Origin of the sequence: Streptomyces sp. NPDC050610 (assembly GCF_040654875.1) — a bacterium.
GTDB lineage: Bacteria > Actinomycetota > Actinomycetes > Streptomycetales > Streptomycetaceae > Streptomyces.
This window is the reverse complement of sequence record NZ_JBFAIV010000019.1, coordinates 55,345-81,083: the sequence shown is the minus strand read 5'-3', so window position 1 is coordinate 81,083 and position 25,739 is coordinate 55,345. Positions and strand designations below refer to the sequence as shown.

The following is a 25,739-nucleotide window of genomic DNA, read 5'->3' as shown; positions in this document are numbered from 1 at the left end:
CCCGTGCTTACCCGACGGTCAGGTCCCCGTGCTCACGAGGCGGTCAGGTCCCCGTCCGGCACGTCCTCGACCGTCACCTTCCCCGCCGGCTGCCCGGTCCCCTTCGCCACCGCGCCGGCGATCCCGTCGAAGTCGGGGCTCGTCGGGTACGGCACGTCCTCCCCGTCCCCGTAACTCTCCAGAGCCTTCGTGAAGTAGCTCGGGTCCCAGGCGCCGACGGCGCCCTTCACCTCGACGGCCCGTACGGACCGGTCGCCGACCTGCTTGCTCAAGGCCGCGAGGATCTGGTCGGAGCGGTACTCGCCGGGCACCTGGAACAGGCTGGCGTGCGCGCCGACCAGGCCGCCGTCGGCGAGCCGTACGGTCACGGTCAGACAGCTGGTCACGCTCGGGTAGAGGATCGTTCCGCCCGGGCCGACCTCCTTGACCTGCCCCTCGGTGATCTCGGCCGTGGCGGCGGCCGGAGCGTCGGCGGCGGCCGCGGTCGCCGCCGGGGGCCGGGGCACGGACTCCGGCGCGGCGGCGGCATGTCCGGTACCGGCGGTGAGCGGCAGGGCCAGCAGGGCGGCCATGGGGAGCAGAGCAGGCAAGGCGGTTCCTTCTCATCAGAGTGTCGACAACCCGACAATCCTAGAGAAGCCGGGCGCGTGTCGGCCGATGAGGTTCAATGCCGCGATGACCGACCTTCATGTGCTCAAGGTGTTCTGCGGCCCGGACGGGCGGGGCGGCAACCAACTCGGCGTCGTACGCGACGGCGCGTCGATACCCGGCCGGGAGGCGCGGCAGGCGCTCGCCGCCGGCCTCGGGTTCAGCGAGACGGTCTTCATCGACGACGCCGAGCGCGGGGACGTCGACATCTACACGCCCGGCGTCCGGCTGCTCTTCGCGGGCCACCCCCTGGTCGGGGTCGCCCGGCTGCTGGGCAGCACCGTGCTGCGGCCCCCGGCCGGGGAGGTGCCGGCCCGCCGGGACGGCGACGCCGTGTGGATCCGGGGCCGCGCGGAGTGGGCGGCCGGCCGGCGGACCGAGCGGTACGCGTCCGCGGCCGAGGTGGACGCGCTGCCCGCGCCGCCCGCGGGGGAGGGCTGGCTCTACGCCTGGGCGTGGCAGGACGAGGCGGCGGGCACGGTACGGGCGAGGGCCTTCCCGCGCCGCGGCGACGGGGTCGCCGAGGACGAGGCCACGGGCGCGGCGGCGATGGTCCTCACCCACGAGCTGGGGCGGCCCCTGCGCGTACGGCAGGGCGCGGCGTCGGAGATCCTGACCCGGCCGCACCCCGACGGAACGATCGAGGTCGGCGGCCGGGTCCTGCCGTCGTCGGTACGGTCGCTCGGGACCGTCAGGCGCTGAGCGTGCCGCCGGCGCCGTCGCCGAACTCCTGGCCCAGCTCCCGGAAGACGGCCGTGTTCAGCGCGAAGGCGCGCTTGCACTCGTCCACCACGCGCTGCTTCTCCAGGTCGTCGAGGGGCAGCGCGTCCAGCAGCTCGCGGTAGCCGCGCTTGAAGGCGGCCGGGTTGCCGATGGCGTCGAAGACGTAGAAGCGCACGCCGTCGCCCTTGCGCTCGAAGCCCCAGGTCTTCTCGGCGGTGCCGCGGATGATCTGGCCGCCGGAGAGGTCGCCCAGGTAGCGGGTGTAGTGGTGGGCGACGTACCCGCCGGGCCAGGTGCGCGCGCAGTGCGCCACGCGCTCGGCGTAGGCGGCGGTCGCGGGCAGCGGGGTGACGCCCGTACGCCAGTCCGGGCCCGCCAGGTGCTCCAGGTCGCGCTCCAGGGCGGCGGTGCGCGCCAGCTCGGGCTGGACGAACGGGCCCGCGACCGGGTCGTCGGCCAGCCCGGACGCGCTGTCCTCCAGGGCGCGGTAGACGAACCACAGCTGCTCCGTGTAGCGCCGGTAGGCGTCCACGCCGAGGCGGCCGCCGAGCATGTCGCTCATGAAGGACGAGTTCTCGGCCTCCGTGTGCTGCTCGTGCGAGGCGTTGCGGATCAGCGTGGAGAACGGAACGGACGACGTCGTACTGGGGGCGTCCAAGGCGGACCTCCGGGGACCGAGGGGGAGCGGACGGGAACCGATTCTCTCTACTTAGGCTTACCTAAGTCAACCTGTTCCCGACGTCCTGTCGGTAAAAACGTACCCCGACGCCCGCCACGGAAGCGTCACGGAAGGGTGAGAATCTCCGCCCCCGTCTCGGTGACGACGAGGGTGTGCTCGAACTGGGCCGTCCGCTTGCGGTCCTTCGTGACGACCGTCCAGCCGTCCTCCCACATGTCGTACTCGTACGTGCCCAGCGTCAGCATCGGCTCGATGGTGAAGGTCATCCCCGGCTTGATGTCGGTCGTGTGGTGCGGGCTGTCGTAGTGCGGCACGATCAGGCCGGAGTGGAAGGACGTGTTGATGCCGTGACCCGTGAAGTCGCGGACCACGCCGTAGCCGAACCGCTTCGCGTACGACTCGATGACCCGGCCGATGATGTTGATCTGCCGGCCCGGCTTGACCGCCTTGACGGCCCGGTTCAGGGACTCGCGGGTGCGCTCCACCAGCAGCCGCGACTCCTCGTCGACGTCGCCGCACAGGTACGTGGCGTTGTTGTCGCCGTGCACGCCGCCGATGAAGGCGGTGACGTCCAGGTTGACGATGTCGCCGTCGCGCAGCACCGTCGAGTCGGGGATGCCGTGACAGATGACCTCGTTCACCGAGGAGCACAGCGACTTCGGGTAGCCGCGGTAGCCGAGCGTGGACGGGTAGGCGCCGTGGTCGCACATGTACTCGTGGGCGACCCGGTCCAGCTCGTCCGTGGTCACGCCGGGCGCGATGTGCTTCGCGGCCTCCTCCATCGCGCGGGCGGCGATGCGGCCCGCGATCCGCATCCGCTCGATCGTTTCGGCGTCCTGTACCTCCGGGCCGGTGTACGGGGTGGGGGCCTTCTTCCCGACGTACTCGGGGCGCGGGATCGACGCGGGGACGGGGCGGGCGGGGGAGAGCGTCCCCGGGGCAAGAGTTGACTGGCCAGACATGCCAGCGAGTGTATCCAGGGCGCATCGGGCAGCATGGGGGCAAGAGTGTCCAGCGGGGGCCTTACGGGAGGAGCGGTCGATGGCGCTGTTCAAGAGACGCGCGGCCGGCAAGCCGGGGGAGTGGTACTACTGCCTCCAGCACGGCAAGGTCGAGGAGGGCCCGGAGTGCCGCGCGGCCGACCGCATGGGCCCGTACGCCACGCGCGAGGAGGCCGCCCACGCCATGGAGACGGCCGCCGACCGCAACCGCGAATGGCAGAGCGACCCGCGCTGGAACGACGACGTCTCCGGTGGCCCCGACCAGGGGACGGGCGGCCGGGAAGCGTAAGGGGCGCCGGGCCCCCGCGCCGCTCGGGCCCCCGCCCCGCTCGGTCCTCCGCGCGGGGCCCGTGCCGCGTCGGTCAGCTCTTCGCCGAGACGGTGAACCGCATCAGGTCCTGGCCGGTGGTCACCGGCCCGTCGTAGGTGCGTTTGACGGTGCGGGTCCACCGCGCGGCGTCGATCGGGCGGTCGTGCTTCTCCCCGATGTGGGACAGGACGAGCCGACGGGCCCCGATCCGTTGGGCGACCCCGCCGACCTGGGAGAGCGCCGTGTGCGAGCGCCGCATGTGCCGGGCCAGGATGCCCGGCCCCTCCATCGACGAGTCGCCCATCGCCTCATGCACCAACAGGTCGGTATCACGGGCAAGTTCGACCAGGTTGGGGGTGGGGCGGGTGTCGCCGGAGAAGGTGACCGAGCCGTGTTCGGTATCGAAGCGGAACGCGAGGGACGGGAAGAGCGGGCCGTGCGGGACGAGGGTCGCGGTGACCTTGACGCGGTCGTCCTCCATGACCGGGAACGGGCGGGTGCGCGGTGCCGGGTCGTGCGCGGACGCGCCGACGTCGGGAAGGCCGATCTCGTGCACGTCCGCCAGGTCCCGCGGGTCCGCGAGGGCTATGTCGCGCATGAAGACGTTGGTGCTGTAGGCGAAAGCGGCGTGGCAGTCCTCGGTGTGCTGCTTCAGGCCGGGCGTCGGATTCCGCGGATCGACGGTGCCCGGCGTGGAGCCCCTCTCCTCGAACGGAAGCGCGCCCGCCGACCCGGGGCCGTGCACGGTGACCGGATCACGCGCGTCCGCCGCGGTCAGGAAGAAGTCGTAGTACGACATCAGGTGGTCGGAGTGGAGGTGGGTGATGAACATGTGCCGCAGCGCGGAGCGGTCCAGCCCGGCCAGACCGAACTGCCGGGCGGCGCCGAGCCCCGCGTCCACGAGATAGACGCGGCCGTCCACGATCAGCGCCGACGACGTGCCGGCCCGTTGCGGATCGATCAGCGGACCGGCCCCGGTGCCCAGCAGGACCAGCTCCAGGCCGCGTCGCCGGGCCGGATCGCTGTGCGCGGCGCGGGCGTCGTTCACGCCGCCGACGGCAGGCGACGCCAGGGCCGGCGGCGAGGCCAGCGCCGCGCCGAGTACCCCGCCGCCGAGGGCCGAGGTTCGCAGCACCTCACGCCGACCCCAGCGGCGCCGCTCGGCATGGCCCGGCCGGCCTTCTCCCGTCGCCTGTACCTGCCCGGAGTTCTCCTCGCCGGGAGACCCGCAGTCACACATCGGTGGCACCTTTCGTCCGCAAACTGTCGGAAACCCCCTGACCTCGGAGATCTCCGCCCCAGTCCCCGGCCTGCGGAAGACGGAATCACGCCGGAGGCGGCCGGGGAAGATCGCGGCGAGCAAGGAATGGGCAAATAAGGAAAGGATTCTGATTCGGATTCAGAATCGGAATCGGAATCGTGAAGTCGCCTGTGGTCCGGATTTGCTGTCCATGTGGCACGGGCAGTCCGCTCTTCGGAGGCGGGCGCGGTTCATGGGAAGCGGAACGACTCCGAAGGCCGTCCAGCGGCCAATTTCGGACGCCGACACCCGGCACGCACGCCCCCGGGCTACCGCCGGGCGCCGCGCCCCGCCCGGCGCCGCGTCACCAGCGTGTCGGCGGCGGCGCGGTGAGCTGGTCGGCGAGGCGTGAGAGGCGGTCGCGGAAGCGGCGCCGGCCGCGCGGGGCGGGCAGGCTGTTCTCCCCGGCCGCCGCGCTCACCAGGTGCTGGACCGTGTCGAGGTCCAGGGATGTGCCGTCGTCGGTGGCCGGGACGGCCAGCGCGTCGTGCGCCAGCGCCGCCAGTTCGTCGTCGCCGCCGTCCAGCGCGAGCACCGTCGTACCGCTCCGGCGCGCGTCGTGCACCCGCTCCAGGAGCGCCGCGCCCGGCCGCTCCGGCGTCACGACCAGTACGGTCTCGCCCCGCCGGGCCGCCGCCAACCGGCCGAGACCCACCGAGAGATGGGACGGCACCCCGGTCGGCACCCGGTGCCGTACGAGCGTGGGGGACAGCTCCGGCAGCCCCGACCAGGCGGCCTCGTCGTCGAGGTGCGCCGCGAGGTGCCACGGTTCGTACGCGTCGCTGCCCACGAGCAGCAGCCCGCCGCCGTGCGCGCCGACCGAGGAGCGCAGCGCTCCGGCGAAGCGGCGGGTGGACTGCAACCACTCGGTCCCGGCGAGCACTTCGCGCAGCAGCGCGACCCGTACGGCATCCATGGGCCCGCATCCTGCCGCAGACTCGGGCTCCCCGCCCTTTGGTTGAACTTTCTCACTCGTACGGGTGGCCGAGCGCCCCCGGAGAGCGGGCACGGCCCGGACCGGCGGACGTCGCTCCGGTGACCGGCCCCGTTCATCCCGTGTTCGCACGTCGCGGGTACGACCGGGTGACGGGCCCGCGGGGCGCGCCGGTTGCCTTGACGGGGTATCGGGCCCTCCCTATGGTCGCCGCAGGACAAGGGACGTCCTACGTCCGGCTGTTGGGGGATTGCGCATGGCTTACGAGACCTCCGTGCCGTTCCGGGCCGGAAACGAGGGATACGCGAGCTACCGGATCCCGGCCGTGGTGGTCTCCGGGGAGGGGACCGTGCTCGCCTTCGCCGAGGGGCGGCGCGCCTCGGCCGCCGACTCCGGGGACATCGACATCGTGCTGCGGCGCTCCGCGGACGGCGGCCGCACCTGGGGCCCGCTGACGGTCGTCAGCGACAACGGCAGGGACACCGCCGGGAACCCCGCCCCCGTGGTGCTCTCCGGCGGCCGCGTCCTGCTGCCGCAGGTGCACAACGCCGCCGACGCCACCGAGCAGCGCATCCTGCGCGGTCAGGTGTCGGCGGCCGACGGGCGGCGCGTCTGGCTCCAGCACAGCGACGACGACGGGCTGACCTGGTCCGCGCCGCGCGAGATCACGGCGCAGACGAAGCGGCCCGGCTGGCGCTGGTACGCCACCACCCCCGGCCACGCCCTGCGGCTCACGCACGGCGAGCACGCGGGCCGGGTGCTGGTCCCCGCCAACCACACCACCCCGCCGCTCGGAGCCGACAACGGAGCCGAGCCCCGCTACAACAGCGGGCACTGCGTCCACAGCGACGACGACGGCGAGACCTGGCGCATCGGCTACATCGACGAGAACCCCGACGGCTACGTCAACGTGAACGAGACGACCGCCGCCGAACTCCCCGACGGGCGCGTCTACTTCAACACCCGCAACGACGCCGCCTCGCCCGGCCACCGCGCCGACGCCGTCTCCGGCGACGGCGGCGCCACCCTCGACAAGCCCTTCCGGCCCCAGGCCGGACTCGTCACGCCCATCGTCCAGGGGAGCGTCCTGCACCTCGGCCACCCCGACGTGCTGCTCTTCTCCGGCCCCGCCGACCCGTCGTACCGCGCGCTGATGACCGTACGGGCCAGCCGCGACTCGGGCCTGACCTGGCGCCCCGTACACACCGCGAGCGGACTGCCCGCCGCCTACTCCGACCTGGTCCGCGTCGACGCCGGCACCGTCGGCCTGCTCTACGAGACGGGCGACTTCAGCGCGTACTCGACCATCACCTTCCGGCGGATTCCCGTGGAGGAGCTGACATGACCCCGGACGGAATGGGCCGGCGCGCCGTACTGGGCTCGGCGGCCTCGGCCGCCGCCCTCGCGCTCGCCGGCTGCGGTTCCGGCGACGGGAAGCGCGCCCGGCCGCAGGACCGCAAGAAGGGCGAGCGCATCACCCTGACCTTCTGGTCCTGGGTGCCCGGCATCGACGGCCCCGTCGACCTGTGGAACCGCACCCACCCGGAGGTGCGGGTCGACGTCGAGAAGGTCTCCGCCGTCGGCGGCGCGCAGTACGCGAAGATGCACGCCGCGATCAAGGCCGGCAACCCGCCCGACCTCGGCCAGATCGAGTACGCGACCGTGCCCAGCTTCCTCCTCGACAACGGCCTCCTGGACCTCTCCGCGTACGGGGCGCAGCGGCACAAGGAGAAGTTCGTCGGCTGGGAGTGGGCGCAGTCCGTCTTCGGGAAGTCCGTCTACGCCATCCCGCAGGACTCCGGGCCCATGGGCCTCTTCCTCCGCCACGACCTGCTCGACAAGTGGGGCATCGAACCGCCCGCCACCTGGGACGCGTATGAGGCGGCGGCCAAGGCGGTCCGCAAGAAGGGCGCGTATCTGGAGACGTTCTCCGCGACCAACGGCAACCGCTTCGCCGGGCTCGCCTGGCAGGCCGGGGCCCGCTGGTTCCGCGTGGACGGCGAGAAGTGGACGGTGAGCATCGACGACGACGCCACCCGCCGCGTCGCCGACTTCTGGGGCGGCCTCGTCGGACGGAAGCTGATCCGGACCGTCCCCGACCGGCAGAACGCCTGGTACAAGGACATCCAGACCGGGCAGATCGTCTCCTGGCTCGGCGCGAGCTGGGGCGATGTGCTGCTGGCCGGCAACGCGCCGGACACCGCCGGGAAGTGGCGCGTCGCACCGATGCCGCAGTGGAAGAAGGGCGACGCCGCGTACGCCAACTGGGGCGGCTCCACCACCGCCGTCTTCGCCGACACCGACCACCCCAAGGACGCGCTGGACTTCGCCGTCTGGCTCAACTCCGACCCCGCGTCCATAAAGCTCCTCATCAAGGGCGGCTACGGCTTCCCCAGCGCCAAGAGCGGCTACAGCACCGCCGACCTGGAGGCCCGCCGGGACTTCTTCGGCGGCCAGCACTACACCGACGTCTTCCAGCGCGCCGCCAAGGGCGTCGACACCAGCTGGCAGTGGGGCCCGGCCACCGACACCCTCTACCAGCGGCTCGGCGACGCCTTCACCGAGGCGCTCGGCGAGGGCGGCTCCTTCCGGTCCGTCCTCAAGAAGGTGCGGGACCAGACCGTGGGCGACCTCAGGGACAAGGGCCTCAAGGCGGAAGCGGGTTGAGGCGCGCCACCCGCACCGAGGCCCGCAGCCGCCGCGCCGCGGCCGGCTTCCTGCTGCCCTTCCTCGCCCTCTTCCTGCTCTGCTTCCTCGCGCCCATCGGCTACGCCCTCTACCAGAGCCTGCTGAAGCCCGAGCGGTCCGGGCCGCTCGGCCTCGGCGGCACCACCCATGAGGTATGGGCCGGGCTCGCCAACTACACGCACGCCCTCGGCGACCCCCGCTTCCTGGAGGGCTTCGGGCGCGTCCTGCTCTTCGGCGCCGTCCAGATCCCCGTGATGATCGTCCTCGCGGCCGGCCTGGCGCTGCTGCTGGACGCCGCCTCCGCCCGCTGGGTCGGCTTCTTCCGCACCGCGTTCTTCCTGCCGTACGGCGTCCCCGGCGTCATCGCCTCGATCCTGTGGGGCTTCCTGTACGTACCGGGCATCAGCCCGCTGGTCGAGGTGGCCCACTCAGCGGGCTGGCAGGTCGACTTCCTCGCCCGCGACAGCGTCCTGTGGTCGATCGCCAACATCGTCACCTGGCAGTTCACCGGCTACAACATGCTCGTGCTCATCGCCCAGCTGAAGGCGGTGCCGGGCGAGCTGTACGAGGCGGCGCGCATCGACGGCGCGCACGCCGGGCAGATCGCCTGGCACATCAAGCTGCCGCTGATCAGGCCCGCGCTCGTACTGGCCACCGTCTTCTCCATCATCGGCACCCTCCAGCTCTTCGCCGAACCCATGGTGCTGCGCCCCCTCGCGGCCACCATCGACTCCGGCTACACCCCCAACCTGCACGCCTACAACGAGGCGTTCACCAGCAACAACCAGCACGTGGCCGCGGCCGAGGCGGTGCTCCTCGCGCTGGTGGCGTGTGTGCTGTCCTTCGGCTTCCTGCGGCTCGTGGGGCGGGGGAGGGACGGGAAGTGACCGGACCACCGCTGCGCCACCGCATCGCCACCACCTCCCTGCTGGCGGTGGCCGCCGTCTACTTCCTGGTCCCCGTCTACTGGCTGGTCGTCTCCGCGACCAAGTCCACCGGCGACCTCTTCGGCAGCTTCGGCTTCTGGTTCTCCGATCCGCACCCGATCGCCTATCTGCACCGGGTGCTCACCTACGACGGCGGCGTGTACGTCACCTGGTTCGCCAACTCCCTGCTGTACGCGGGGGTGGGGGCCGTCGTGGCGACGCTCCTGTCCGCCGCCGCGGGGTACGCGCTCGCCAAGTTCGTCTTCCCCGGCCGGGAGCCGGTCTTCAACCTGATCCTGGCCGGGGTGCTCATCCCGGGCACCGCGCTCGCCCTGCCGCTGTACCTGCTGTTCAGCGAGATGGGCCTGGCCAACACCCACTGGGCGGTGCTGCTGCCGTCCATGGTCAGCCCCTTCGGCGTCTACCTCTGCCGGATCTACGCCGCCGCCGCGGTGCCCGACTCGCTCCTGGAGGCGGCCCGGATCGACGGCGCGGGCGAGGCACGGATCTTCACGGTCCTCGGGCTGCGGCTGATGACCCCGGCGCTGATCACCGTCTTCCTCTTCCAGTTCGTGCACATCTGGAACAACTTCTTCCTGCCGCTGGTCATGCTCGCCGACGCGGACCTCTACCCGATCCAGCTCGGCCTGACCTCCTGGCAGGGGTACGCGGACCGGCAGCCGGAGCTCTACCAGTACACGGTGGGCGGCGCGTTCCTGTCCGTACTGCCGCTGATGGTGCTGATGGGCGTGGGCCAGCGGTACTGGCGAACGGGGCTCACCGAGGGCAGTGTGAAGGCGTGACAGTATCGCTGTCATGACTACTCCTGATGACACGAAGAAGGCGCCCGCCAAGGACCCGTGGGACCTGCCCGACGTCTCCGGCCTCGTCGTCGGCGTGCTCGGCGGCACCGGCGACCAGGGGCGCGGCCTCGCCTACCGGCTCGCCAAGTCCGGACAGCGGGTGATCATCGGTTCGCGCGCGGCCGAGCGGGCCCGGACGGCCGCCGCCGAGTTGGGGCTGGGCGTCGAGGGCGCGGACAACTCCGAGTGCGCGCGGCGCAGCGACATCGTGATCGTGGCGGTGCCGTGGGACGGCCACGCCAAGACCCTTGAGTCGCTGCGCGAGGAACTGGCGGGCAAGCTCGTCATCGACTGCGTCAACCCGCTGGGCTTCGACAAGAAGGGCGCCTACGCCCTGACCCCCGAGGAGGGCAGCGCCGCCGAGCAGGCCGCCGCCCTGCTCCCCGACTCCCGGGTCACCGCCGCCTTCCACCACCTCTCGGCGGTCCTGCTCTCGGACCCGGAGATCGCGGAGATCGACACCGATGTGATGGTGCTGGGCGAGGTACGGGCCGACACGGACCTCGTGCAGGCGCTGGCCGCCCGCATCCCCGGCATGCGCGGCGTGTTCGCGGGCCGGCTGCGCAACGCCCACCAGGTCGAGTCGCTCGTCGCCAACCTGATCTCCGTGAACCGCCGCTACAAGGCGCACGCCGGGCTGCGCGTGACGGACGTATAGCCCGTACGGGACGTGCGGCGCGGGTGCGGACCGTACGCGCGCCGCACGCGGTCCCTCGTGCCCCAGAGCGCGACGCGGTCCCTCGTGCCTCAGTGCTCAGAGCGCGACGCGGCGCTCGTCCTCGGCGATGGGGAGGTCGTTGATCGAGGCGTAGCGGCGGCGCATCAGGCCCCGCTCGTCGAACTCCCAGTTCTCGTTGCCGTAGCTGCGGTACCACTGGCCCTGGCCGTCGTGCCACTCGTACTCGAAGCGGACGGCGATGCGGTCGTCGGTGTAGGCCCACAGCTCCTTGCGGAGGCGGTAGTCCAGCTCGCGCTCCCACTTGGCGCGCAGGAAGCCGACGATCTCCGCGCGCCCGGTCAGGAACACGTCGCGGTTGCGCCACTCGGAGTCCTCGGTGTAGGCGAGGGCGACCCGCTCGGGGTCCCGGCTGTTCCAGGCGTCCTCGGCGGCCCGCACCTTCCGCTCGGCGCTCTCCGCGGTGAACGGCGGCAGCGGCGGCCTGGTCTCGCTCATGGTCGACTCCCTTCGCTGGGGCCGGGAGAACGTTCGTTCTCTCGGTGTGGCCCAGCGTAGGAGAATGGGCGTTCTCTCGCAAGGGTGGGCCGGTCGCGAGCGAGTCGCGGGTGCCCCGGCGGGCGCGTACCGGGCATGGGGGACACTGGCAGGGAAACATCGCACCCCGGACAGGAGCCGACCGCCATGCCCCGCCTCGCCCTCTACGCCATCGCCGTGTGCGTCCTCGCGGTCGCCGCGGCCGTCGTCTCCTTCGCGAGCGGGAGCTGGGTCGGCGTCGTCTGGATCCTGCTGGCGGGCGTCTCCTCCAACATGGCCTGGTACTACGTGCGCAAGCAGAAGAACGACCGGGCCGCGGAGGAACGGCGGCAGGCCGCGGCCGGCTGACGCCCGCCGCCCGTCTGCCCGTCGCCCGTCTGCCCGGGCGTCAGCTGAAGGTGGTGAACGCCGCCTCGGACAGCGGCGGGATGTCCGGCGTGCCCTGCCAGAACCGGAACAGTTCCTGGCCCCAGTAGGTGTCCCACTCGGTCACGCCCAGCGACCGCAGGAGCGCGTCGATCGCCTCGAAGAACACGTGGTTGACCTCGGGGATCCACAGGACGATGAAGACGGCGAGCAGCCCGAACGGCGCGATCGGCTCCACCTGGCGCCGCACCTTGTACGACAGCCACGGCTCGATCACGCCGTAGCCGTCGAGCCCCGGCACCGGCAGGAAGTTCAGGATCGCCGCCGTCACCTGGAGCAGCGCCAGGAACCCGAGCGCGTACCGGAAGTGGTCCGGCACGCCGTCCAGCGCGTGCAGCCAGAACGGCGCCGTGCACACCACGGCGAACAGCACGTTCGTCAGCGGCCCCGCCGCCGAGATCAGACTGTGCCGCCAGCGGCCCCGGATGCGGTGCCGCTCGATGAAGACCGCGCCGCCGGGCAGGCCGATGCCGCCGAGGATCACGAAGATCACCGGCAGCACGATGGAGAGCATCGCGTGCGTGTACTTCAGCGGGTCCAGGGTCAGATAGCCCTTCGCGCCGACCGAGAGGTCCCCGCCGTGCAGGGCGGTCCGCGCGTGCGCGTACTCGTGCAGACAGAGCGAGACGATCCAGCCCGACACGACGAACAGGAACACCGCGAGGCCGGGCAGTTTCGAGAAGCCCGTCCATACCGCCCACGCGGAGACCGCCATGATCGCGACGAGCGCGAGAAAGACGGGACTCACCCGCCGGTCGCCGCGGGCCGCTGTGCTTGACATAGGTGGTGCTCCTGGGGTTGCTGGGCCCGCCGTGGGCCTGGGAGGTATCGGCGTACGACCGTATCGGGTGCCATACGGGAAACGGCCCGCAGACCCCGCCGGGTTCCGCCGGAGCCCGGCGAGACTGGGGCCATGGCGCTCTGGAAGGTGTTCTACGCGGACTGGGAGATGGAGTGCTGCGGCACGCCCTTCCCGGTCGGGGCCGAGGTGCGGTGGACCCTGCTGCTGACGGAGGACGCCGACGAGACGTGGCAGGACTGCCGCTGCGAGGTCGAGGGCCCGGCCGAGCCCCGCGGCGGCGGCACGGCGGTCGTCCGGGCCGGGGCGCTCACCGCCCTGTGGAGCCGACCGCCGAGGCCCGTCCCGAAGCGCGCCCGCGTCACCGGTCGGCTCTCCGTCGAGGGCCACGGGCCGCTCCCCGGGGAAGTGGCGCCCACCGTCGGTGTGGTCCGCCGCATCCGGGTCGTCACCGAGGGCCTCGCCGAGTTCCGTACGGGGGGCCGCGCGTACGGGCCGGTGGCCGGGGAGCGGTGGCTCCGGGAGGTCGACACGTGCCCGAAGCGGTTCCGGCACGAGGTCGACGGGCCGGAGCGGCTGCGCCGCGGCGTGGGATACCGGCGGGACGAGACCGGCGTTCTGGTCGATCTGGAGACGGGCGAGGGGTGACGGCTGACGGGTGACCACTCACCGCTGGCCGCTGGCCGCTGGCCGGTGGCCCGGGAGCTGTGGCGGATGCGTCGAGTCCGTCGACCGGTGCGTCGTGGTGGGTGCGTGGGGGGCGTCGGTCGGTGGCCCGTGGCGGGTGTGGGGAGGCCGCTTAGCGGTGCGTCGTGGCCGCCGACCGGTGGCCCGTGGCGGGTGCGTCGAGGCCGTCGGCCGGTGCGTCGTGGCGGGTGCGTCGCGGCCGCCGGCCGGTGAGCTGTGGTGGGTGCGTGGAGGCCGTCGATCGGTGAGCTGTGGTGGGTGCGTGGAGGCCGTCGATCGGTGAGCTGTGGTGGGTGCGTCGAGGCCGTCGATCAGTGAGCTGCGTCGGGTGCGTCGAGGCCGCCGACCGGTGAGCTGTGGTGGGCGCATCGAGGCCCTCGGCCGGTGCGTCGTGGCGGGAGCGTGAAGGCCCTCGGCCGGTGAGCTGTGGCGGATGCGTCGAGGCCGCCGACCGCTGACGCGTGGCGGGAGCGTGGCGGCCCTCGACCGATGACCCGCGGTGGGCGCGGGGAGGCCGCCGATTGGTGAGGTGCGGGCCGTAAAGGACAATGGGCCGGTGCGCTACGGCATCCTCGGCACCACCCAGGCCCACCGCGACGACGGCACGACCGTCGCCCTCGGCGGCGCGCGGCTGCGCTCGCTGCTCGCCGCGCTCGCCCTGCGCCCCGGCCGGACCCGTGCCGCCGAAGCGCTCATCGACGAGATCTGGGAGGCCGAACCGCCCGCCGACGCGCACGGCGCGCTGCAAGCGCTCGTCGGACGGTTGCGCCGCGCCCTCGGCCACGACGCCGTCGAGTCCCCCGAGGGCGGCGGGTACCGGCTCCGCGCCGACGCCGACGACGTCGACCTGCACCGCTTCGAGCGGCTCGCGGACGAAGGGGCCCGCGCGCTCGCCGACGGCGACCCCCACAAGGCCGCGGCCCTCCTCGACGACGCGCTCCGCCTCTGGCGCGGCCCCGCCCTCGCCGACCTGCCCGACCCGGGAGCCGCCGCCGCCCGTTGCGACGCGCAGCGCCTCGACGCCCGCCGCGCCCGGCTCGCCGCCGACCTCGCCCTCGGCCGGGCGGAGGCGGCCCTGCCCGAGCTCGTGGAGTTGTGCGCCGAGCGCCCCCTCGACGAGCCGCTGCACGCGCTGCGGCTGCGGTCCCTGCACGCCGCCGGCCGCACCGCCGAGGCGCTCACCGCCTTCGAGGAGTTGCGCGCCGGGCTCGCCGACCGCCTCGGCGCCGACCCCGGAGCCGAACTCCGGGCCGTACACGCCGAACTGCTGGAGCCGGCCGGTGCCCCCGAGCCGCCGCCCCGCCGCCCGGTGGCCCCGACGGCCGGCAATCTGCGCGCCCGCCGCACGTCCTTCGTCGGCCGCGAAACCGACCTCGACACGATCCGTACGGACTTGGGCGCGCACCGCCTCGTCACGCTGCTCGGACCCGGCGGCGCGGGCAAGACCCGGCTCTCCCAGGAGGCCGCCGACTCCCTCAAGGCGGCCTGGCCCGACGGCGTATGGCTCGCCGAACTCGCCCCCCTCGATGACGCCGCCACCGTCCCCGAGGCCGTGCTCACCGCGCTCGGCGGGCGCGAGACCATGGTGCGCACCACCGCCGCCGAGGGGCTGCGGGCCGCCTCCGATCCCAGCGCGCTCGACCCCCTGGCCCGGCTCGCCGAGCACTGCGCGCCGCGCCGGATGCTGCTCCTGCTCGACAACTGCGAGCACGTCATCGACGCCGCCGCCGGTGTCGCGGAGACCCTCCTCGCCTGCTGCCCGGACGTCTCCATCCTCGCCACCAGCCGCGAACCGCTCGCCGTGCCGGGCGAGTTGGTACGGCCCGTGGAGCCGCTGCCCGACCCCGTCGCGCTGCGGCTGCTCGGCGACCGGGGCGCGGCGGCCCGCCCCGGCTTCTCCACCGGCGACGACCCCGAGGCGTGCGCCGAGATCTGCCGCCGCCTCGACGGCCTGCCGCTCGCCATCGAACTGGCCGCCGCCCGGCTGCGGATGCTGACCCCGCGCGGGCTCGCGGACCGCCTCGACGACCGGTTCCGGCTCCTGACGAACGGCAGCCGGACCGTACTGCCGCGCCAGCAGACGCTGCGCGCCGTCGTCGACTGGTCCTGGGACCTCCTGGACGGGCCCGAGCGCGCCGTGCTGCGCAGGCTGTCGGTCTTCGCGGGCGGCTGCGGTCTGGAGGAGGCCGAGGCCGTGTGCGCCGACGACGCGGACGGTACGGGAGTCGCCACGCGCGACGTCACGGCCCTCCTCGGCTCCCTCGTCGACAAATCCCTGGTCGCCGCCGCCCCCTCGGCCGACGCCGGCGGCGCGATGCGCTACCGGCTGCTGGAGACCGTCGGCGAGTACGCCGCGGAACGGCTCGACGAGGCGGCGGAGCGCGCCGCCGTCGAACGCCGCCACCTGGTCGCGTACCGCGAACTGGCCCGCACCTCCGACCCGTTGCTGCGCGGCCCCGCCCAGCGCGGCTGGCTGGAGCGGCTGGAGCTGGAGCACGACAACCTGCGGACCGCGCTGCGCCGGGCGACGGCCGCGGGCGACGAGCAGGAGGCGCTCTGCCTGGTGCTCTCCCTGAGCTGGTTCTGGCAGCTCCGCGACCACCGGGCGGACGCCTACACCTGGGCGCAGGCCGCCGCGGAGCTGGGCCCGGACCCCTTCGCGGCGCCCGTCACGCCGGCCCCGCCGCTCTCCGCGCGCTGCATCGACGCGCCGCCGCCCATGGACGAGGAGCAACTGCTGGAGGCCCGGCGCGAGGTCCGGCTGGTCGCGCTCTCCAGCATGGAGAGCAATATCAACTCGGCCACGTCGCCGGAGGCGCAGACGCAACTGCGCGGGATCATCGCCGCCTACCGCCCCGGCCTGCCGCAGACCTGCCGGGTGCCGGGCTTCTCCTGGATCTTCGCGGTGCTGCTCACCTGCGACGGCGACATGCCGCGGCTGAAGGACGTCATTCACGCCTGCGTGGAGAGCTGCCGCGAGTTCGGCTACGAATGGGAGCTGGCCCACGCCCTGCAGATGCGCTCGAAATTCCTCAACGACCAGGGCGGCGGGGTCGAGCAGGCCGCCCGGGACGCCGACGAGAGCCTGGAGATCTTCCTGCGGCTCGGCGACGACTGGGGGGTGTCGGAGGCGCTGTCCGGCCGGGCCGAGGCGCGCGAGCAGCGCGGCGAGTTCGAGCGCGCCGCCGAGGACTACCACGCGGCCGTCGAGCGGTACGAGGAGCTGGGCGCGTACGGCCAGGTGCCGCTGCTCCGGGCCCGGCTCGCCGAGGTGCTCGTGGAGTCCGGGGCCATCAGCGAGGAGGAGGGGGAGCGGCGGCTCCGCGAGACGCTCGCGGACGGACAGCGGGTGGACCGCGACGCGGGCGCCTTCGCGCGGCTCCAGCTCGCGGTGCGGATTGCCCGCTCGGGGCGTACGGGCGAGGCGCGGGCCGAGTTCGACGAGCTGTACCGGGATTTCGAGGACCACTCGATCGACCTGTTCCAGGGCATGGTCGTGGGGCTGTACGGCTGGCTGGAGGTCCTGGAGGGCCGGCCGGAGGCCGCGCTGGCGAAGCTGCGCGAGGCGCTGTCCAAGGCGCAGACCCCGCTGGGGCAGCTCATCGCGCCGCACCTGCCATCCACGCACATCCTGACCGGCGCCCACGCGCACGCCCTGCTGGGCCGCGAGCGGGCGGCGGAGGCGCTGCGCGGGGCCCGGTTGCTGGGGGCGTACGACGCGCTGCGCCCGTCCGGCCACGCCCGTTCGGAGGAGCGGGAGGCACGGGCGGCCGCCGAGGCGGCGGCCCGTGCCGCGCTGAGCGACGAGGCGTACGAGCGCGCGTACGCCGAGGGCGGCGCCCTCTCCGAGGAGGAGGCCGCCGCCCTGGTGTGAGGTTCGCAGCCGGCCTCAGGTCTTGCTGCGGAACTTGCGTACGGCCAGCGGCGCGGTCACGAGCGTGATCGCGACCGCCCAGGCGAGGGTGATCAGGACCGGCTGGGCGACCGCCCCGTGCCCGCTGAACAGGTGGCGCGAGGCGTCCGCGAGGTTGGACAGCGGGTTGACCTTGGTGAACCCCTCCAGCCAGCCCGGCATCGACGAGGTCGGCGTGAAGATCGAGCTGCCGAACTGGAGCGGCATGATCACGATCATCGCGAGGCCCTGGACGGCCTGCGGCGTCTTCATCGCCAGGCCCAGCAGGATGAAGATCCACATCAGCGAGGCGCCGAAGACGAGGGACAGCACCACCGCGCCGAGCACGTGGAACACGGACCCGTCGACCGACATGCCCAGGATGAACCCCATGACCAGCAGGATGGCCGTGGCGACCATCATCCGCCCGATCTCCACGACCATCTTCGCGATGAGGACGGAGGACCGGGCTATCGGCATGGTGCGGAACCGGTCCATCACCCCCTTGCGGAAGTCCTCGTTGACGCCGGTGCCCACCGCCATGGCGATGTTCATGCCGTTCATCGCCATGAGGCCGGGGATCAGGTAGCTGACGTACTCCTGCTGGTTTCCCTTGCCGGAGATCGCGCCGCCGAAGACGTAGGTGAACAGCAGGGTGAAGACGATCGGCATCAGCAGGACGTCGAACATCGACTCCGGGTCCTGCTTGATCTGGAGCATGTTGCGGCGGGCCAGCGCCCCGATGTGCCGCAGGTTGGCGCGCAGGCCGATGCGGCCCTCGGCGTCGTTCGCGGGCCGCGCGGGCGCGGTCAGGGTGGCGGCGCTCATGCGCGTACCTCGCTTCGGTCGGTGCTGCGGTGGTGCGGCGTGCGCCGGGAATTCGTGCTGTGGCGGGTGCTCATACGGCGGCCCCGGCGCGCTCCCGCGCACGCTCGCCGGCGTCCGCGCCGGCGTCCGTGTCCGCGTCCGTGTCGGACAGGGACGTCTTCTGGCCGGTGATGGCCAGGAACACCTCGTCCAGGCTGGGCAGATGGGTGTCTATGCCGGCGATGGCGAAGCCGCGCTCGCCCAGCAGGCCGACGACGGCCGTCAGCTGCTCGTCGCTGATGATCGCGACGTTGACCACGCCCTCGGCCTCGTCGATGGTCGCCCCGCCGACCCCGTCCAGCCCGGCCTGCGCCAGCGCGCCGACCATCCGGGGCAGTTCGCCGCGGTCCGTCGGCCGGATCCGCAGGGTGCGGCCGCCGACCTTGGCCTTCAGCTCGTGCACCTCGCCGCCGGCGACGACCCGGCCGCGGTCGAAGACGGTCAGCTCGTTCGCGAGCGCCTCGGCCTCCTCCATGTACTGCGTGGTGAGGAGCACGGTGCTGCCCTCGCCGACCATCCGCCGCACCTCCTCCCACACCTCGTTGCGGGTGCGCGGGTCGAGGCCGGTGGTCGGCTCGTCCAGATAGAGCACGGACGGCTGCCCGGTCAGCGACGCGGCCAGGTCGAGGCGGCGCCGCATGCCGCCGGAGTACTGCATCGCGGGCTTCTTGGCGGCGTCCGTCAGCGAGAACCGCTCCAGCAGATCGCCCGCCCGGCGCCGGGCCTCGGTGCGGGACAGGTCGAGCAGCCGCCCGATCATGTAGAGGTTCTCGTAACCGGACAGCTTCTCGTCCACCGAGGCGTACTGCCCCGTCAGCCCGATCACCCGGCGCAACTGCCGGGACTGCGTCAGCACGTCGTACCCGGCCACCCGCGCCGTCCCCGCGTCGGGCCGCAGCAGCGTCGCCAGAACCCGTACGAGCGTGGTCTTGCCCGCCCCGTTCGGCCCCAGCACACCGAGGATCGTCCCCTCGCGTACGTCCAGGTCCACTCCGTCCAGGGCCTTGGTCGCGCCGTAATGCTTGACCAGCCCCCGGACCTCCACGGCGTTGCCGCCGCCTGTCTTGAGGTCGTTGTATCGCGTCATGCCGATGACGGTCCCAGGGCCCGTCGACAGCCCACCGACAGCGCACCGACATCCGCGCGGCGCCGCCGACAGGACGGCTGTACGCGCAGGTCGGCGCCGGTACGGGCGACGGGCGCGGCATGCCGCTCGGGCCGGTGCCCGGCGCCGCTGTCGGCCGCGCCGACAGGGTACGCGTACGGGCGCTGCGGCAGCCCGGACGTTTTGGCGCCGAGCGGGTGACGGGGGGCTTCCGCTCCCTGGCCGCCTGCGGGCGGGGAGCCGTGCGCGACTGCTGCCGGCCGTGGGCCGAGGCGGGGCGAACGTAGGGATGCCCAGGCCCAGTGGGTACAGCCGGGGTGCCGCGTTCCGGTTCTGGGCACGCGCGGTCGGGACAAGGCCGGGCCGGGGCCGGGCGTAGGGACGCTCAGGTGTCGAGGGCGTCCGCCTCGCCCCGCAGGGCCTCGTCCGGGCGGGACAGTGCACGAGCTGCAGCCAGGGCATGTGGTGCCTGCCCGGCGGGGTCGGCGCGCGTCAGCGCACGATGCGGCGCAGCGCGTCGGGAGCGGGGCGGGGGTCGGTGTCGTACGTCCGGGCTCGGTGCGGACGGGCGCGTGATGCCTGCCTGGGCGGGGTTCGTGCCGGGTGGTGTACGCCCCGGCTGCCGGGGTGGTCGTTCCTGCGGGCGCGTGTCACCCGCCCGGCAAGGGCGCGTGTCAGCGTACGACCCGCCCGCGCAGGATGATGCGGTTCGGGCGGCGCAGCGCGGCGGCATCGTGGCGGGGGTCGGCGTCGTACACGGTGACGTCCGCGAGGCCGCCCTCCTCCAGGCCCGGGAGGCCGAGCCATTGGCGGGCTCGCCAGCTCGCCGCGCCGATCGCGGCGTCGGCGGGCAGGCCCGCCTCGATCAGCCACTCGACCTCGCGGACGACGTCGCCGTGCGGCAGCGAGTCGGTGCCCGCCAGGACGGTGACGCCCGCCTCGTGCGCCTCGCGGGCGCGCGTGATCATCGTGCGGTGGCCTTCCTGCCAGAGCACGTCCCGGTCCAGGCCGCGCTGTGCGCGCCAGGGGGCGCTCTTGCCGAAGGTGGTGAGCGTCGGGACGTACGCCGTGCCGTGCGCGGCCATCAGGGGGATCGCCTCGGCGGGCATGGCCATGCCGTGCTCGATGGAGTCGACGCCCGCGCGGGCCGCGTTCAGGGAGCCCTGGGCGGACTGGCAGTGCGCGGCGATCCGGCCGCCCGCCGCGTGCACGGCCTCGGTCGTGGCGCGCAGCAGTTCCAGCGGTACGGGCGCGGCCTCGAAGTCCCAGTCGGCCATGACCTTGCACCAGCCGTCGCCCGCGCCGGCCTCGCGCACGGCCGCGCCGACGAGGTCGTCCACGACCGTGTGGAAGTCCGCGTGCGCGGAGAGCCCGGACCACGCCAGCCACGCCCCGGCCGTGACGAGCCGGGGCAGTTCGGGCGACGCGCGCAGCTCGGGTGGGACCGGGCCGTCCAGGCCCGGGCAGCGCAGCACGGCCACCCCCGCGTCGCGGTGCGCGGCCAGGGCGTCGACGTCGAAGCCGCCGTCCGCGCGCAGGCCGGGATGGGTGTGCAGGTCGACCAGGCCGGGCAGCAGGAAGCCGCCGTCCGCGACGGTCTCCGCCGTCTCGGCCGGAGGGCGGAAGGTCACGCGGTCGCCGACGAGCCACAGGTCTCTCGTGGTGCCGTCGGGCAGGAGGGTGCCGTGCAGGTGGAGGGCCATGCGCGGAGCATGCCGTACCCCGCCGACCGTGGAGGCGGCGGGGTACGGCATGGCCGTACTGATACGGGCCGGCGGCCGGCGGCCAGGTGATACGCGCTGGTCAGCGCCGGTACGGACAGCGGGCGCCGGACACTTCGACCGATGCCCTGGTATCGCGGATCTCGCGCGGCGTACGGGCACCCCGGCCCGTACACCGTACGTCCGTACACCCGGCGTACGGGCCGAGGCCCCGCGCAGCGGCCCGGCGGCTAGTGGAAGCTGTGCTCCGGCGCCGGGTACGCGCCGCCGACGACGTCGTCGGCGAACGCCTTGGCCGCGTCGCCCAGGACCTCGCGGAGCTGGGCGTACTGCTTGACGAAGCGCGGGACGCGGCCCGGCGTCAGGCCGGCCATGTCGGTCCAGACCAGGACCTGCGCGTCGCACTCCTGACCCGCGCCGATGCCCACCGTGGGGATGTGCAGGACGCGCGTGACCTCGGCGGCCAGTTCGGCCGGGACGACTTCGAGGACGACCGCGAAGGCCCCCGCGTCCTGCACCGCCTTCGCGTCGCGCAGGAGTTGCTGGGCGGCCTCCTCGCCGCGGCCCTGGACCGGGTAGCCGCCGAAGGCGTTGACGGACTGCGGGGTGAGGCCGATGTGGGCCATGACCGGGATGCCGGCCGAGACCAGCAGCTCGATCTGGTGGGCGGAGCGCTCGCCGCCCTCCAGCTTCACGGCCTGCACTCCTGCCTCCTTGACCAGGCGCGTCGCGTTGCGCAGGGCCTGGACCGGGCTCTCCTGGTACGCGCCGAAGGGCAGGTCGGCGACGATGAGGGCGCGCTTGGCGCCGCGTACGACGGCGGCGGCCAGGAAGGTGATCTCGTCCATCGTGACGGGCACGGTGGAGTCGTAGCCGAGGTGGCAGTTGCCCATCGAGTCGCCCACCAGCATCACGGGGATGCCGGCCTGGTCGAAGACGGAGGCGGTCATCGCGTCGTAGGCGGTGAGCATCGGCCACTTCTCGCCGCGCCCCTTGGCGGCGGCGATGTCGCGGACGGTGATCCGTCGCGAGCTCTTTCCCCCGTACAGCGCCTTGTCGCTGCTGTCGGGCCTGCTCGCGGCGGTGGGCGCCGGAGCGCCGGGCGCGGTCTGCGCGGATGTCGGGTCAGTGGGTGTCGAGGCATGCGTCATAGCCATGGCTCCTGTGTCGGTCGTCTCGAGGCGCCCGTACGGCGTCCCCGGATCACCTCCATGCTGGCACGGCGCGCGTCGCCCCGGAAGGGCGGCCCGTTCGTAAAGTATTTCCAATACGGAACGGGGTCGTATCGGAATTGGTCTAGGGTGACCCCATGGCAACCCCCTCCGGCCCTCACGGCCCCAGTCAGCCGGCCCTCGCGCGCCGGGTCCCCGAAGCGGTGCACCGCAAGCGCTGGGCGATCCTCACCGTCCTGCTGTTCAGCCTGCTCGTCGTCGTGCTGGACAACTCGATACTCAACGTCGCGATGAAGACCATCGCCTCGCCCGCACCCACCGGACTGGGCGCCACCCAGAGCCAGTTGGAGTGGGCGATCAACTCCTACACCCTCGTCTTCGCGGGCCTGCTCTTCACCGCCGGCCTGCTCGGCGACCGGCTCGGCCGCAAGAAGACGCTGCTCCTGGGCATGGCGGTGTTCGGCATCGGATCGGTGCTCTCCGCGATGTCCGGCTCCTCCGGCGAACTCATCGCGTTCCGCGCGGTGATGGGCTTCGGCGGCGCCTTCGTGATGCCCGCCACGCTCGCCATCATCATGAACGTCTTCGAGCGCGACGAGCAGCCCAAGGCGATCGGCATCTGGGCCGGCGCCGTCGGCCTCGCCATCGCCATCGGCCCGATCACCGGCGGCGTGCTCCTCGACCACTTCTGGTGGGGCTCGGTCTTCCTCGTCAACGTCCCGATCGTGGTCATAGCGATCATCGCGATGGTGATCCTGGTCCCCGACTCCAAGGACCCCGACCCCGGCCGGCTGGACCCCGTCGGCGTGCTGCTGTCCGTCGTCGGCCTGGTCCTCCTCGTCTACGGGATCATCAAGGGCGGCCAGCTGGCCGACTTCACCACGCCCGAGGTCTACGGCACGGTCGGCGGCGGCGTGCTCGTACTCGTGGCGTTCGTGCTGTACGAGCGGCGCGCCAGCCATCCCGCCATCGACGTCCGGTACTTCCGCAACCCGGCCTTCTCGGCGGCCGTGTCCTCCATCGCCCTGGTCTTCTTCGCCCTGATGGGCGTCACGTTCTTCATCGTCTTCTACACCCAGAGCGTGCGCGGCTACACGCCCCTGGAGTCCGGACTGCTGATCCTGCCGCTCGCCGCCGCTCAGATGCTCTTCGCGCCCCGCGCCCGGCTGGTCGTCGACAGATTCGGCGCGCGCGCCGTGTGCACCACGGGAATGCTGCTGGTCGCCGTCACCATGGCAGGGTTCCTGCTGCTCGGCACGGACACCCCGATCTGGGTGCTGGAGGTCCTCTTCTTCCTCCAGGGCACCGGAATGGCGCACATCATGCCGCCCGCCACCGTCTCCATCATGCAGTCGCTGCCGCGCGAGAAGGCCGGCTCCGGCTCCGCCGTCAACAACACCTTCCGCCAGGTCGGCGGCGCGCTCGGGGTCGCCGTGCTCGGCTCGGTGCTCTCCACCACCTACCGCGCCGGCATCGAGGACAAGCTCGGCGCGGTGCCCCCGCAGGTACGGCACGCTGCGGGCGAGTCCATCGAGGCGACCCTCGGCGTGGCCGAGCGGATGGGCCCCGCGGGCAAGGCGCTCGTGGGCCCCGCCAACGACGCGTTCATCCACGCCATGCACGTCACCGTCGTCGGCTCCGCGGCCGTCGCCGTGCTCGGCGCGATCGTCGTCGCGGTCTTCCTGCCCGGCCGCGCCAAGGCCGCCGCGGCCCCGGGCCCGGAGCCCGCGGGGGCGGCCCCGGACCGGACGGGGGCCGACGCGTGAGCCAGCCGCCGCCGACCCGCGGCCGCCCCCGCAGCGCCGCCGTCGACACCGCCGTCATCGAGACCGTGCTGCGGCTCCTGGAGGACGGCGAGTCGGTCGGCGGGCTGTCCATCGAGCGCATCGCCCGCGAGGCGGGCGTCGGCAAGGCCGCCGTCTACCGGCGCTGGACGGGCAAGGAGGCGCTGATGATCGACGTCCTGCGGACCCTGGACGAGGCGCAGCCCGAACTGCTGGGGGAGTCGGTCCGCGCCGACCTCGTCGCCCTGCTGGAGGCCATGCGCCGGCGCGGCCTGGCCAAGCGGCACTCGGCGCTGCTGCGCACGGTGGTCAACCATATGAAGGCGCAGCCGCGGCTGTGGGAGGAGTACCACGACACGGTCGTACGGGGCCGGCGCGAGGCGCTGCGCGCCGTGCTGCTGCGCGGCGTCGGCACCGGGGAGGTGCGGGGGGATCTCGATCCGGAGCTGGCCGTCGACCTCTTCAGCGGCCCGATGCTCGTACGCGCGGTGCTGCACGAGCGGGCGGACCTGCCCGAGGGGCTCTCCGAACAGATCGTCGACGCGGTGCTCGCGGGGGTGCGGCCCCGGCCGTGACCGCGGCGGCGCTCCGCTGTCGTCGCGTACGGGCAGTGGGGCGCCGCCGACCCGCCGAGCACCGGATTCCGACTGTCCATGCCGGGAAAATGACCGTTCCGGAACCGTTCCGACCGTCCGCGCGCCGGATTATGCCCGTTGTGTCACAGCAGGCCCGTACGGTCCTGTCCTCAGGAACCCTCACGGGTTGCCCGATCGTCCTCACCTACGACCGACGCTCCTGCCCGGAGCGCGCAATCAACCCCCTGCCGTCGCCTATCGTCGAGTGACCCGGCGACCGGCGCGCCGAGCACGAGGCCGGGGATCACCACGCGGAGCAGTGAGGACAGCGGATGCCGCAGGCACACATGGAGGAAACGGACCGCGAAGGGGTCGCGGCGGAGCGCACCGGCACCCGTGCCAGCCGCCTCCTCGACCGGTGGCGTGACGGCGGCATCTGGCGGCGCGGCCTGGTCCTCGCGGCGCTCGCCATACTGCTCGGCCTGCTCATGGCGCTCCACGCGTCCCTCCCCAACGACATCGGCAACCTCGGGAGCCTCTTCGAGACCTTCCTGCCCTGGTTCGGCCTCGCCGTCCCGGTGCTGCTCGTCCTCGCGCTCGCACGCCGCTCGGCGACCGCCCTGATCGCGCTCCTGCTCCCGGCCATCGTCTGGTTCAACCTCTTCGGCGGGCAGCTCGGCGACCAGACCGGCAAGGGCGGCAACCTCACCGTCCTCACCCACAACGTCGACGCGGACAACCCCGACCCGGCGAGCACGGCGAAGGACGTGGCCGCCTCCGGCGCGGACGTGGTGGCGCTGGAGGAGCTCAAGACCAGCGCCGTGCCCACGTACGAGAAGGCGCTGGCCGGCACGTACAAGTACCACAGTGTCAAGGGCACGGTCGGGCTGTGGAGCAAGTACCCGATCTCCGGCGCCCAGCCCGTCTACATCAAGATGGCCTGGACGCGCGCGATGCGCGCCACGGTCGACACGCCCCACGGCAAGATCGGCGTCTACGTCGCCCACCTGGCGTCGGTGCGGGTGAAGTTCAAGGCCGGGTTCACCGCCAACCAGCGCGACGCGAGCGCGGCGGCGCTGGGCAGCGCCATACGCTCCGAGACCGAGCAGAAGGTCCTCCTCCTCGGCGACCTCAACGGCACGATGAACGACCGCTCGCTCTCCCCCGTCACCTCCCAGCTGCGCTCGGCACAGGGCGCCGCGGGCAACGGCCTCGGCTTCAGCTGGCCCGCGTCCTTCCCGATGGCCCGCATCGACCAGATCATGGTCAAGGGAATGGACCCGGTCTCGGCCTGGACCCTGCCCGAGACGGGCAGCGACCACCTGCCGGTGGCGGCTTCCATCAAGATTTAACGCCGCGCACATCTGAAGGAACAATCGGCCTGCCACGCTTTGTTTCGCCATTCGCAACAGGAATTCGCGCGAAA

At 72.9% G+C, this 25,739-nt stretch carries 24 protein-coding genes; 13 read left to right on the top strand and 11 right to left on the bottom strand.

The features are described 5' to 3' along the window. Window positions 1-32: 32 nt before the first annotated feature. Complete coding sequence (locus AB0I22_RS23510; RefSeq protein WP_363132831.1) at window positions 33-590, bottom strand: hypothetical protein; 558 nt, start codon at window positions 588-590, stop codon at window positions 33-35. A gap of 85 nt (window positions 591-675) precedes the next feature. Here AB0I22_RS23510 and AB0I22_RS23505 point away from each other — a divergent pair, with 85 nt between their 5' ends. Next, complete coding sequence (locus tag AB0I22_RS23505) at window positions 676-1,350, top strand: PhzF family phenazine biosynthesis protein (protein ID WP_363132830.1); 675 nt, start codon at window positions 676-678, stop codon at window positions 1,348-1,350. Here AB0I22_RS23505 and AB0I22_RS23500 read toward each other — a convergent pair. Together AB0I22_RS23500 and map are read right to left on the bottom strand one after the other, a co-directional pair. Continuing rightward, complete coding sequence (locus AB0I22_RS23500) at window positions 1,340-2,029, bottom strand: biliverdin-producing heme oxygenase (protein ID WP_363132829.1); 690 nt, start codon at window positions 2,027-2,029, stop codon at window positions 1,340-1,342. The two genes, AB0I22_RS23505 and AB0I22_RS23500, sit on opposite strands and share 11 nt — an antisense overlap. Window positions 2,030-2,154: 125 nt before the next feature. Further along, window positions 2,155-3,012, bottom strand: coding sequence for a type I methionyl aminopeptidase (gene map / locus AB0I22_RS23495; RefSeq protein WP_363132828.1), 858 nt, complete (start codon window positions 3,010-3,012; stop codon window positions 2,155-2,157). A gap of 79 nt (window positions 3,013-3,091) precedes the next feature. On the opposite strand from map, the gene AB0I22_RS23490 reads away from it, so the two are divergent. After that, entirely contained in the window at window positions 3,092-3,340 is a 249-nt protein-coding gene (locus AB0I22_RS23490) for a hypothetical protein (RefSeq protein WP_363132827.1), read from the top strand. A 73-nt stretch (window positions 3,341-3,413) separates the two neighbouring features. Here the strand turns inward: AB0I22_RS23490 and AB0I22_RS23485 are convergent, their stop codons facing one another. Then, complete coding sequence (locus AB0I22_RS23485) at window positions 3,414-4,601, bottom strand: MBL fold metallo-hydrolase (RefSeq protein ID WP_363132826.1); 1,188 nt, start codon at window positions 4,599-4,601, stop codon at window positions 3,414-3,416. Window positions 4,602-4,965: 364 nt separating this feature from the next. Then, window positions 4,966-5,577 carry a hypothetical protein gene (locus tag AB0I22_RS23480; protein WP_363132825.1) on the bottom strand — a complete coding sequence of 204 codons (612 nt, stop codon included), beginning with the start codon at window positions 5,575-5,577 and terminating at the stop codon, window positions 4,966-4,968. Between the two features lie 274 nt (window positions 5,578-5,851). On the opposite strand from AB0I22_RS23480, the gene AB0I22_RS23475 reads away from it, so the two are divergent. From AB0I22_RS23475 to npdG, 5 genes are read left to right on the top strand one after another with little or no spacing between them, the layout of a single operon-like run. After that, a complete protein-coding gene (locus AB0I22_RS23475) occupies window positions 5,852-6,940 on the top strand; it encodes a sialidase family protein (protein WP_363132824.1) in 1,089 nt (362 codons plus the stop codon). Then, entirely contained in the window at window positions 6,937-8,262 is a 1,326-nt protein-coding gene (locus AB0I22_RS23470; RefSeq protein ID WP_363132823.1) for an extracellular solute-binding protein, read from the top strand. Before AB0I22_RS23475 ends, AB0I22_RS23470 begins: the two co-directional genes overlap by 4 nt. Further along, window positions 8,259-9,170 (top strand): sugar ABC transporter permease, encoded by a 912-nt coding sequence (locus tag AB0I22_RS23465; RefSeq protein WP_363132822.1) that lies wholly within the window; start codon window positions 8,259-8,261, stop codon window positions 9,168-9,170. Before AB0I22_RS23470 ends, AB0I22_RS23465 begins: the two co-directional genes overlap by 4 nt. Further along, window positions 9,167-10,012, top strand: coding sequence for a carbohydrate ABC transporter permease (locus tag AB0I22_RS23460; protein WP_363132821.1), 846 nt, complete (start codon window positions 9,167-9,169; stop codon window positions 10,010-10,012). Before AB0I22_RS23465 ends, AB0I22_RS23460 begins: the two co-directional genes overlap by 4 nt. A gap of 13 nt (window positions 10,013-10,025) precedes the next feature. Beyond that, complete coding sequence (gene npdG, locus AB0I22_RS23455; RefSeq protein ID WP_363132820.1) at window positions 10,026-10,730, top strand: NADPH-dependent F420 reductase; 705 nt, start codon at window positions 10,026-10,028, stop codon at window positions 10,728-10,730. A gap of 96 nt (window positions 10,731-10,826) precedes the next feature. Here the strand turns inward: npdG and AB0I22_RS23450 are convergent, their stop codons facing one another. Further along, window positions 10,827-11,246 carry a nuclear transport factor 2 family protein gene (locus tag AB0I22_RS23450; protein WP_363132819.1) on the bottom strand — a complete coding sequence of 140 codons (420 nt, stop codon included), beginning with the start codon at window positions 11,244-11,246 and terminating at the stop codon, window positions 10,827-10,829. Window positions 11,247-11,381: 135 nt separating this feature from the next. On the opposite strand from AB0I22_RS23450, the gene AB0I22_RS23445 reads away from it, so the two are divergent. After that, window positions 11,382-11,633 carry a hypothetical protein gene (locus AB0I22_RS23445; protein WP_363132818.1) on the top strand — a complete coding sequence of 84 codons (252 nt, stop codon included), beginning with the start codon at window positions 11,382-11,384 and terminating at the stop codon, window positions 11,631-11,633. A gap of 40 nt (window positions 11,634-11,673) precedes the next feature. Here AB0I22_RS23445 and AB0I22_RS23440 read toward each other — a convergent pair whose 3' ends face one another. After that, on the bottom strand, window positions 11,674-12,492 hold the full coding sequence (locus AB0I22_RS23440; protein WP_363132817.1) for a site-2 protease family protein: 819 nt from the start codon (window positions 12,490-12,492) through the stop codon (window positions 11,674-11,676). Between the two features lie 132 nt (window positions 12,493-12,624). Between AB0I22_RS23440 and AB0I22_RS23435 the strand changes: the two genes are divergently transcribed. Further along, on the top strand, window positions 12,625-13,158 hold the full coding sequence (locus tag AB0I22_RS23435) for a DUF6578 domain-containing protein (protein WP_363132816.1): 534 nt from the start codon (window positions 12,625-12,627) through the stop codon (window positions 13,156-13,158). A 595-nt stretch (window positions 13,159-13,753) separates the two neighbouring features. Beyond that, complete coding sequence (locus AB0I22_RS23430) at window positions 13,754-17,071, top strand: BTAD domain-containing putative transcriptional regulator (RefSeq protein WP_363132815.1); 3,318 nt, start codon at window positions 13,754-13,756, stop codon at window positions 17,069-17,071. Window positions 17,072-17,086: 15 nt separating this feature from the next. Here AB0I22_RS23430 and AB0I22_RS23425 read toward each other — a convergent pair whose 3' ends face one another. The 4 genes from AB0I22_RS23425 to panB all read right to left on the bottom strand — a co-directional run bounded on the left by AB0I22_RS23425 (window position 17,087) and on the right by panB (window position 21,939). Continuing rightward, entirely contained in the window at window positions 17,087-17,917 is an 831-nt protein-coding gene (locus tag AB0I22_RS23425) for an ABC transporter permease (RefSeq protein WP_363132814.1), read from the bottom strand. Window positions 17,918-17,987: 70 nt separating this feature from the next. Continuing rightward, a complete protein-coding gene (locus AB0I22_RS23420; RefSeq protein WP_363132813.1) occupies window positions 17,988-19,043 on the bottom strand; it encodes an ATP-binding cassette domain-containing protein in 1,056 nt (351 codons plus the stop codon). 692 nt (window positions 19,044-19,735) lie between these two features. Further along, window positions 19,736-20,815 carry an amidohydrolase family protein gene (locus AB0I22_RS23415; RefSeq protein WP_363132812.1) on the bottom strand — a complete coding sequence of 360 codons (1,080 nt, stop codon included), beginning with the start codon at window positions 20,813-20,815 and terminating at the stop codon, window positions 19,736-19,738. A gap of 197 nt (window positions 20,816-21,012) precedes the next feature. Beyond that, entirely contained in the window at window positions 21,013-21,939 is a 927-nt protein-coding gene (panB, locus tag AB0I22_RS23410) for a 3-methyl-2-oxobutanoate hydroxymethyltransferase (RefSeq protein WP_363132811.1), read from the bottom strand. Between the two features lie 152 nt (window positions 21,940-22,091). Here panB and AB0I22_RS23405 point away from each other — a divergent pair, with 152 nt between their 5' ends. The 3 genes from AB0I22_RS23405 to AB0I22_RS23395 all read left to right on the top strand — a co-directional run bounded on the left by AB0I22_RS23405 (window position 22,092) and on the right by AB0I22_RS23395 (window position 25,665). Further along, entirely contained in the window at window positions 22,092-23,720 is a 1,629-nt protein-coding gene (locus AB0I22_RS23405) for an MFS transporter (RefSeq protein WP_363132810.1), read from the top strand. Continuing rightward, the gene (locus AB0I22_RS23400) at window positions 23,717-24,313 is read left to right on the top strand and encodes a TetR/AcrR family transcriptional regulator (protein WP_363132809.1); all 597 of its coding nucleotides are present in this window, start codon (window positions 23,717-23,719) and stop codon (window positions 24,311-24,313) included. The genes AB0I22_RS23405 and AB0I22_RS23400 overlap by 4 nt, the downstream gene beginning before the upstream one ends. 332 nt (window positions 24,314-24,645) lie before the next feature. After that, window positions 24,646-25,665 (top strand): endonuclease/exonuclease/phosphatase family protein, encoded by a 1,020-nt coding sequence (locus AB0I22_RS23395; RefSeq protein ID WP_363132808.1) that lies wholly within the window; start codon window positions 24,646-24,648, stop codon window positions 25,663-25,665. The last annotated feature ends 74 nt before the right edge of the window (window positions 25,666-25,739 follow it).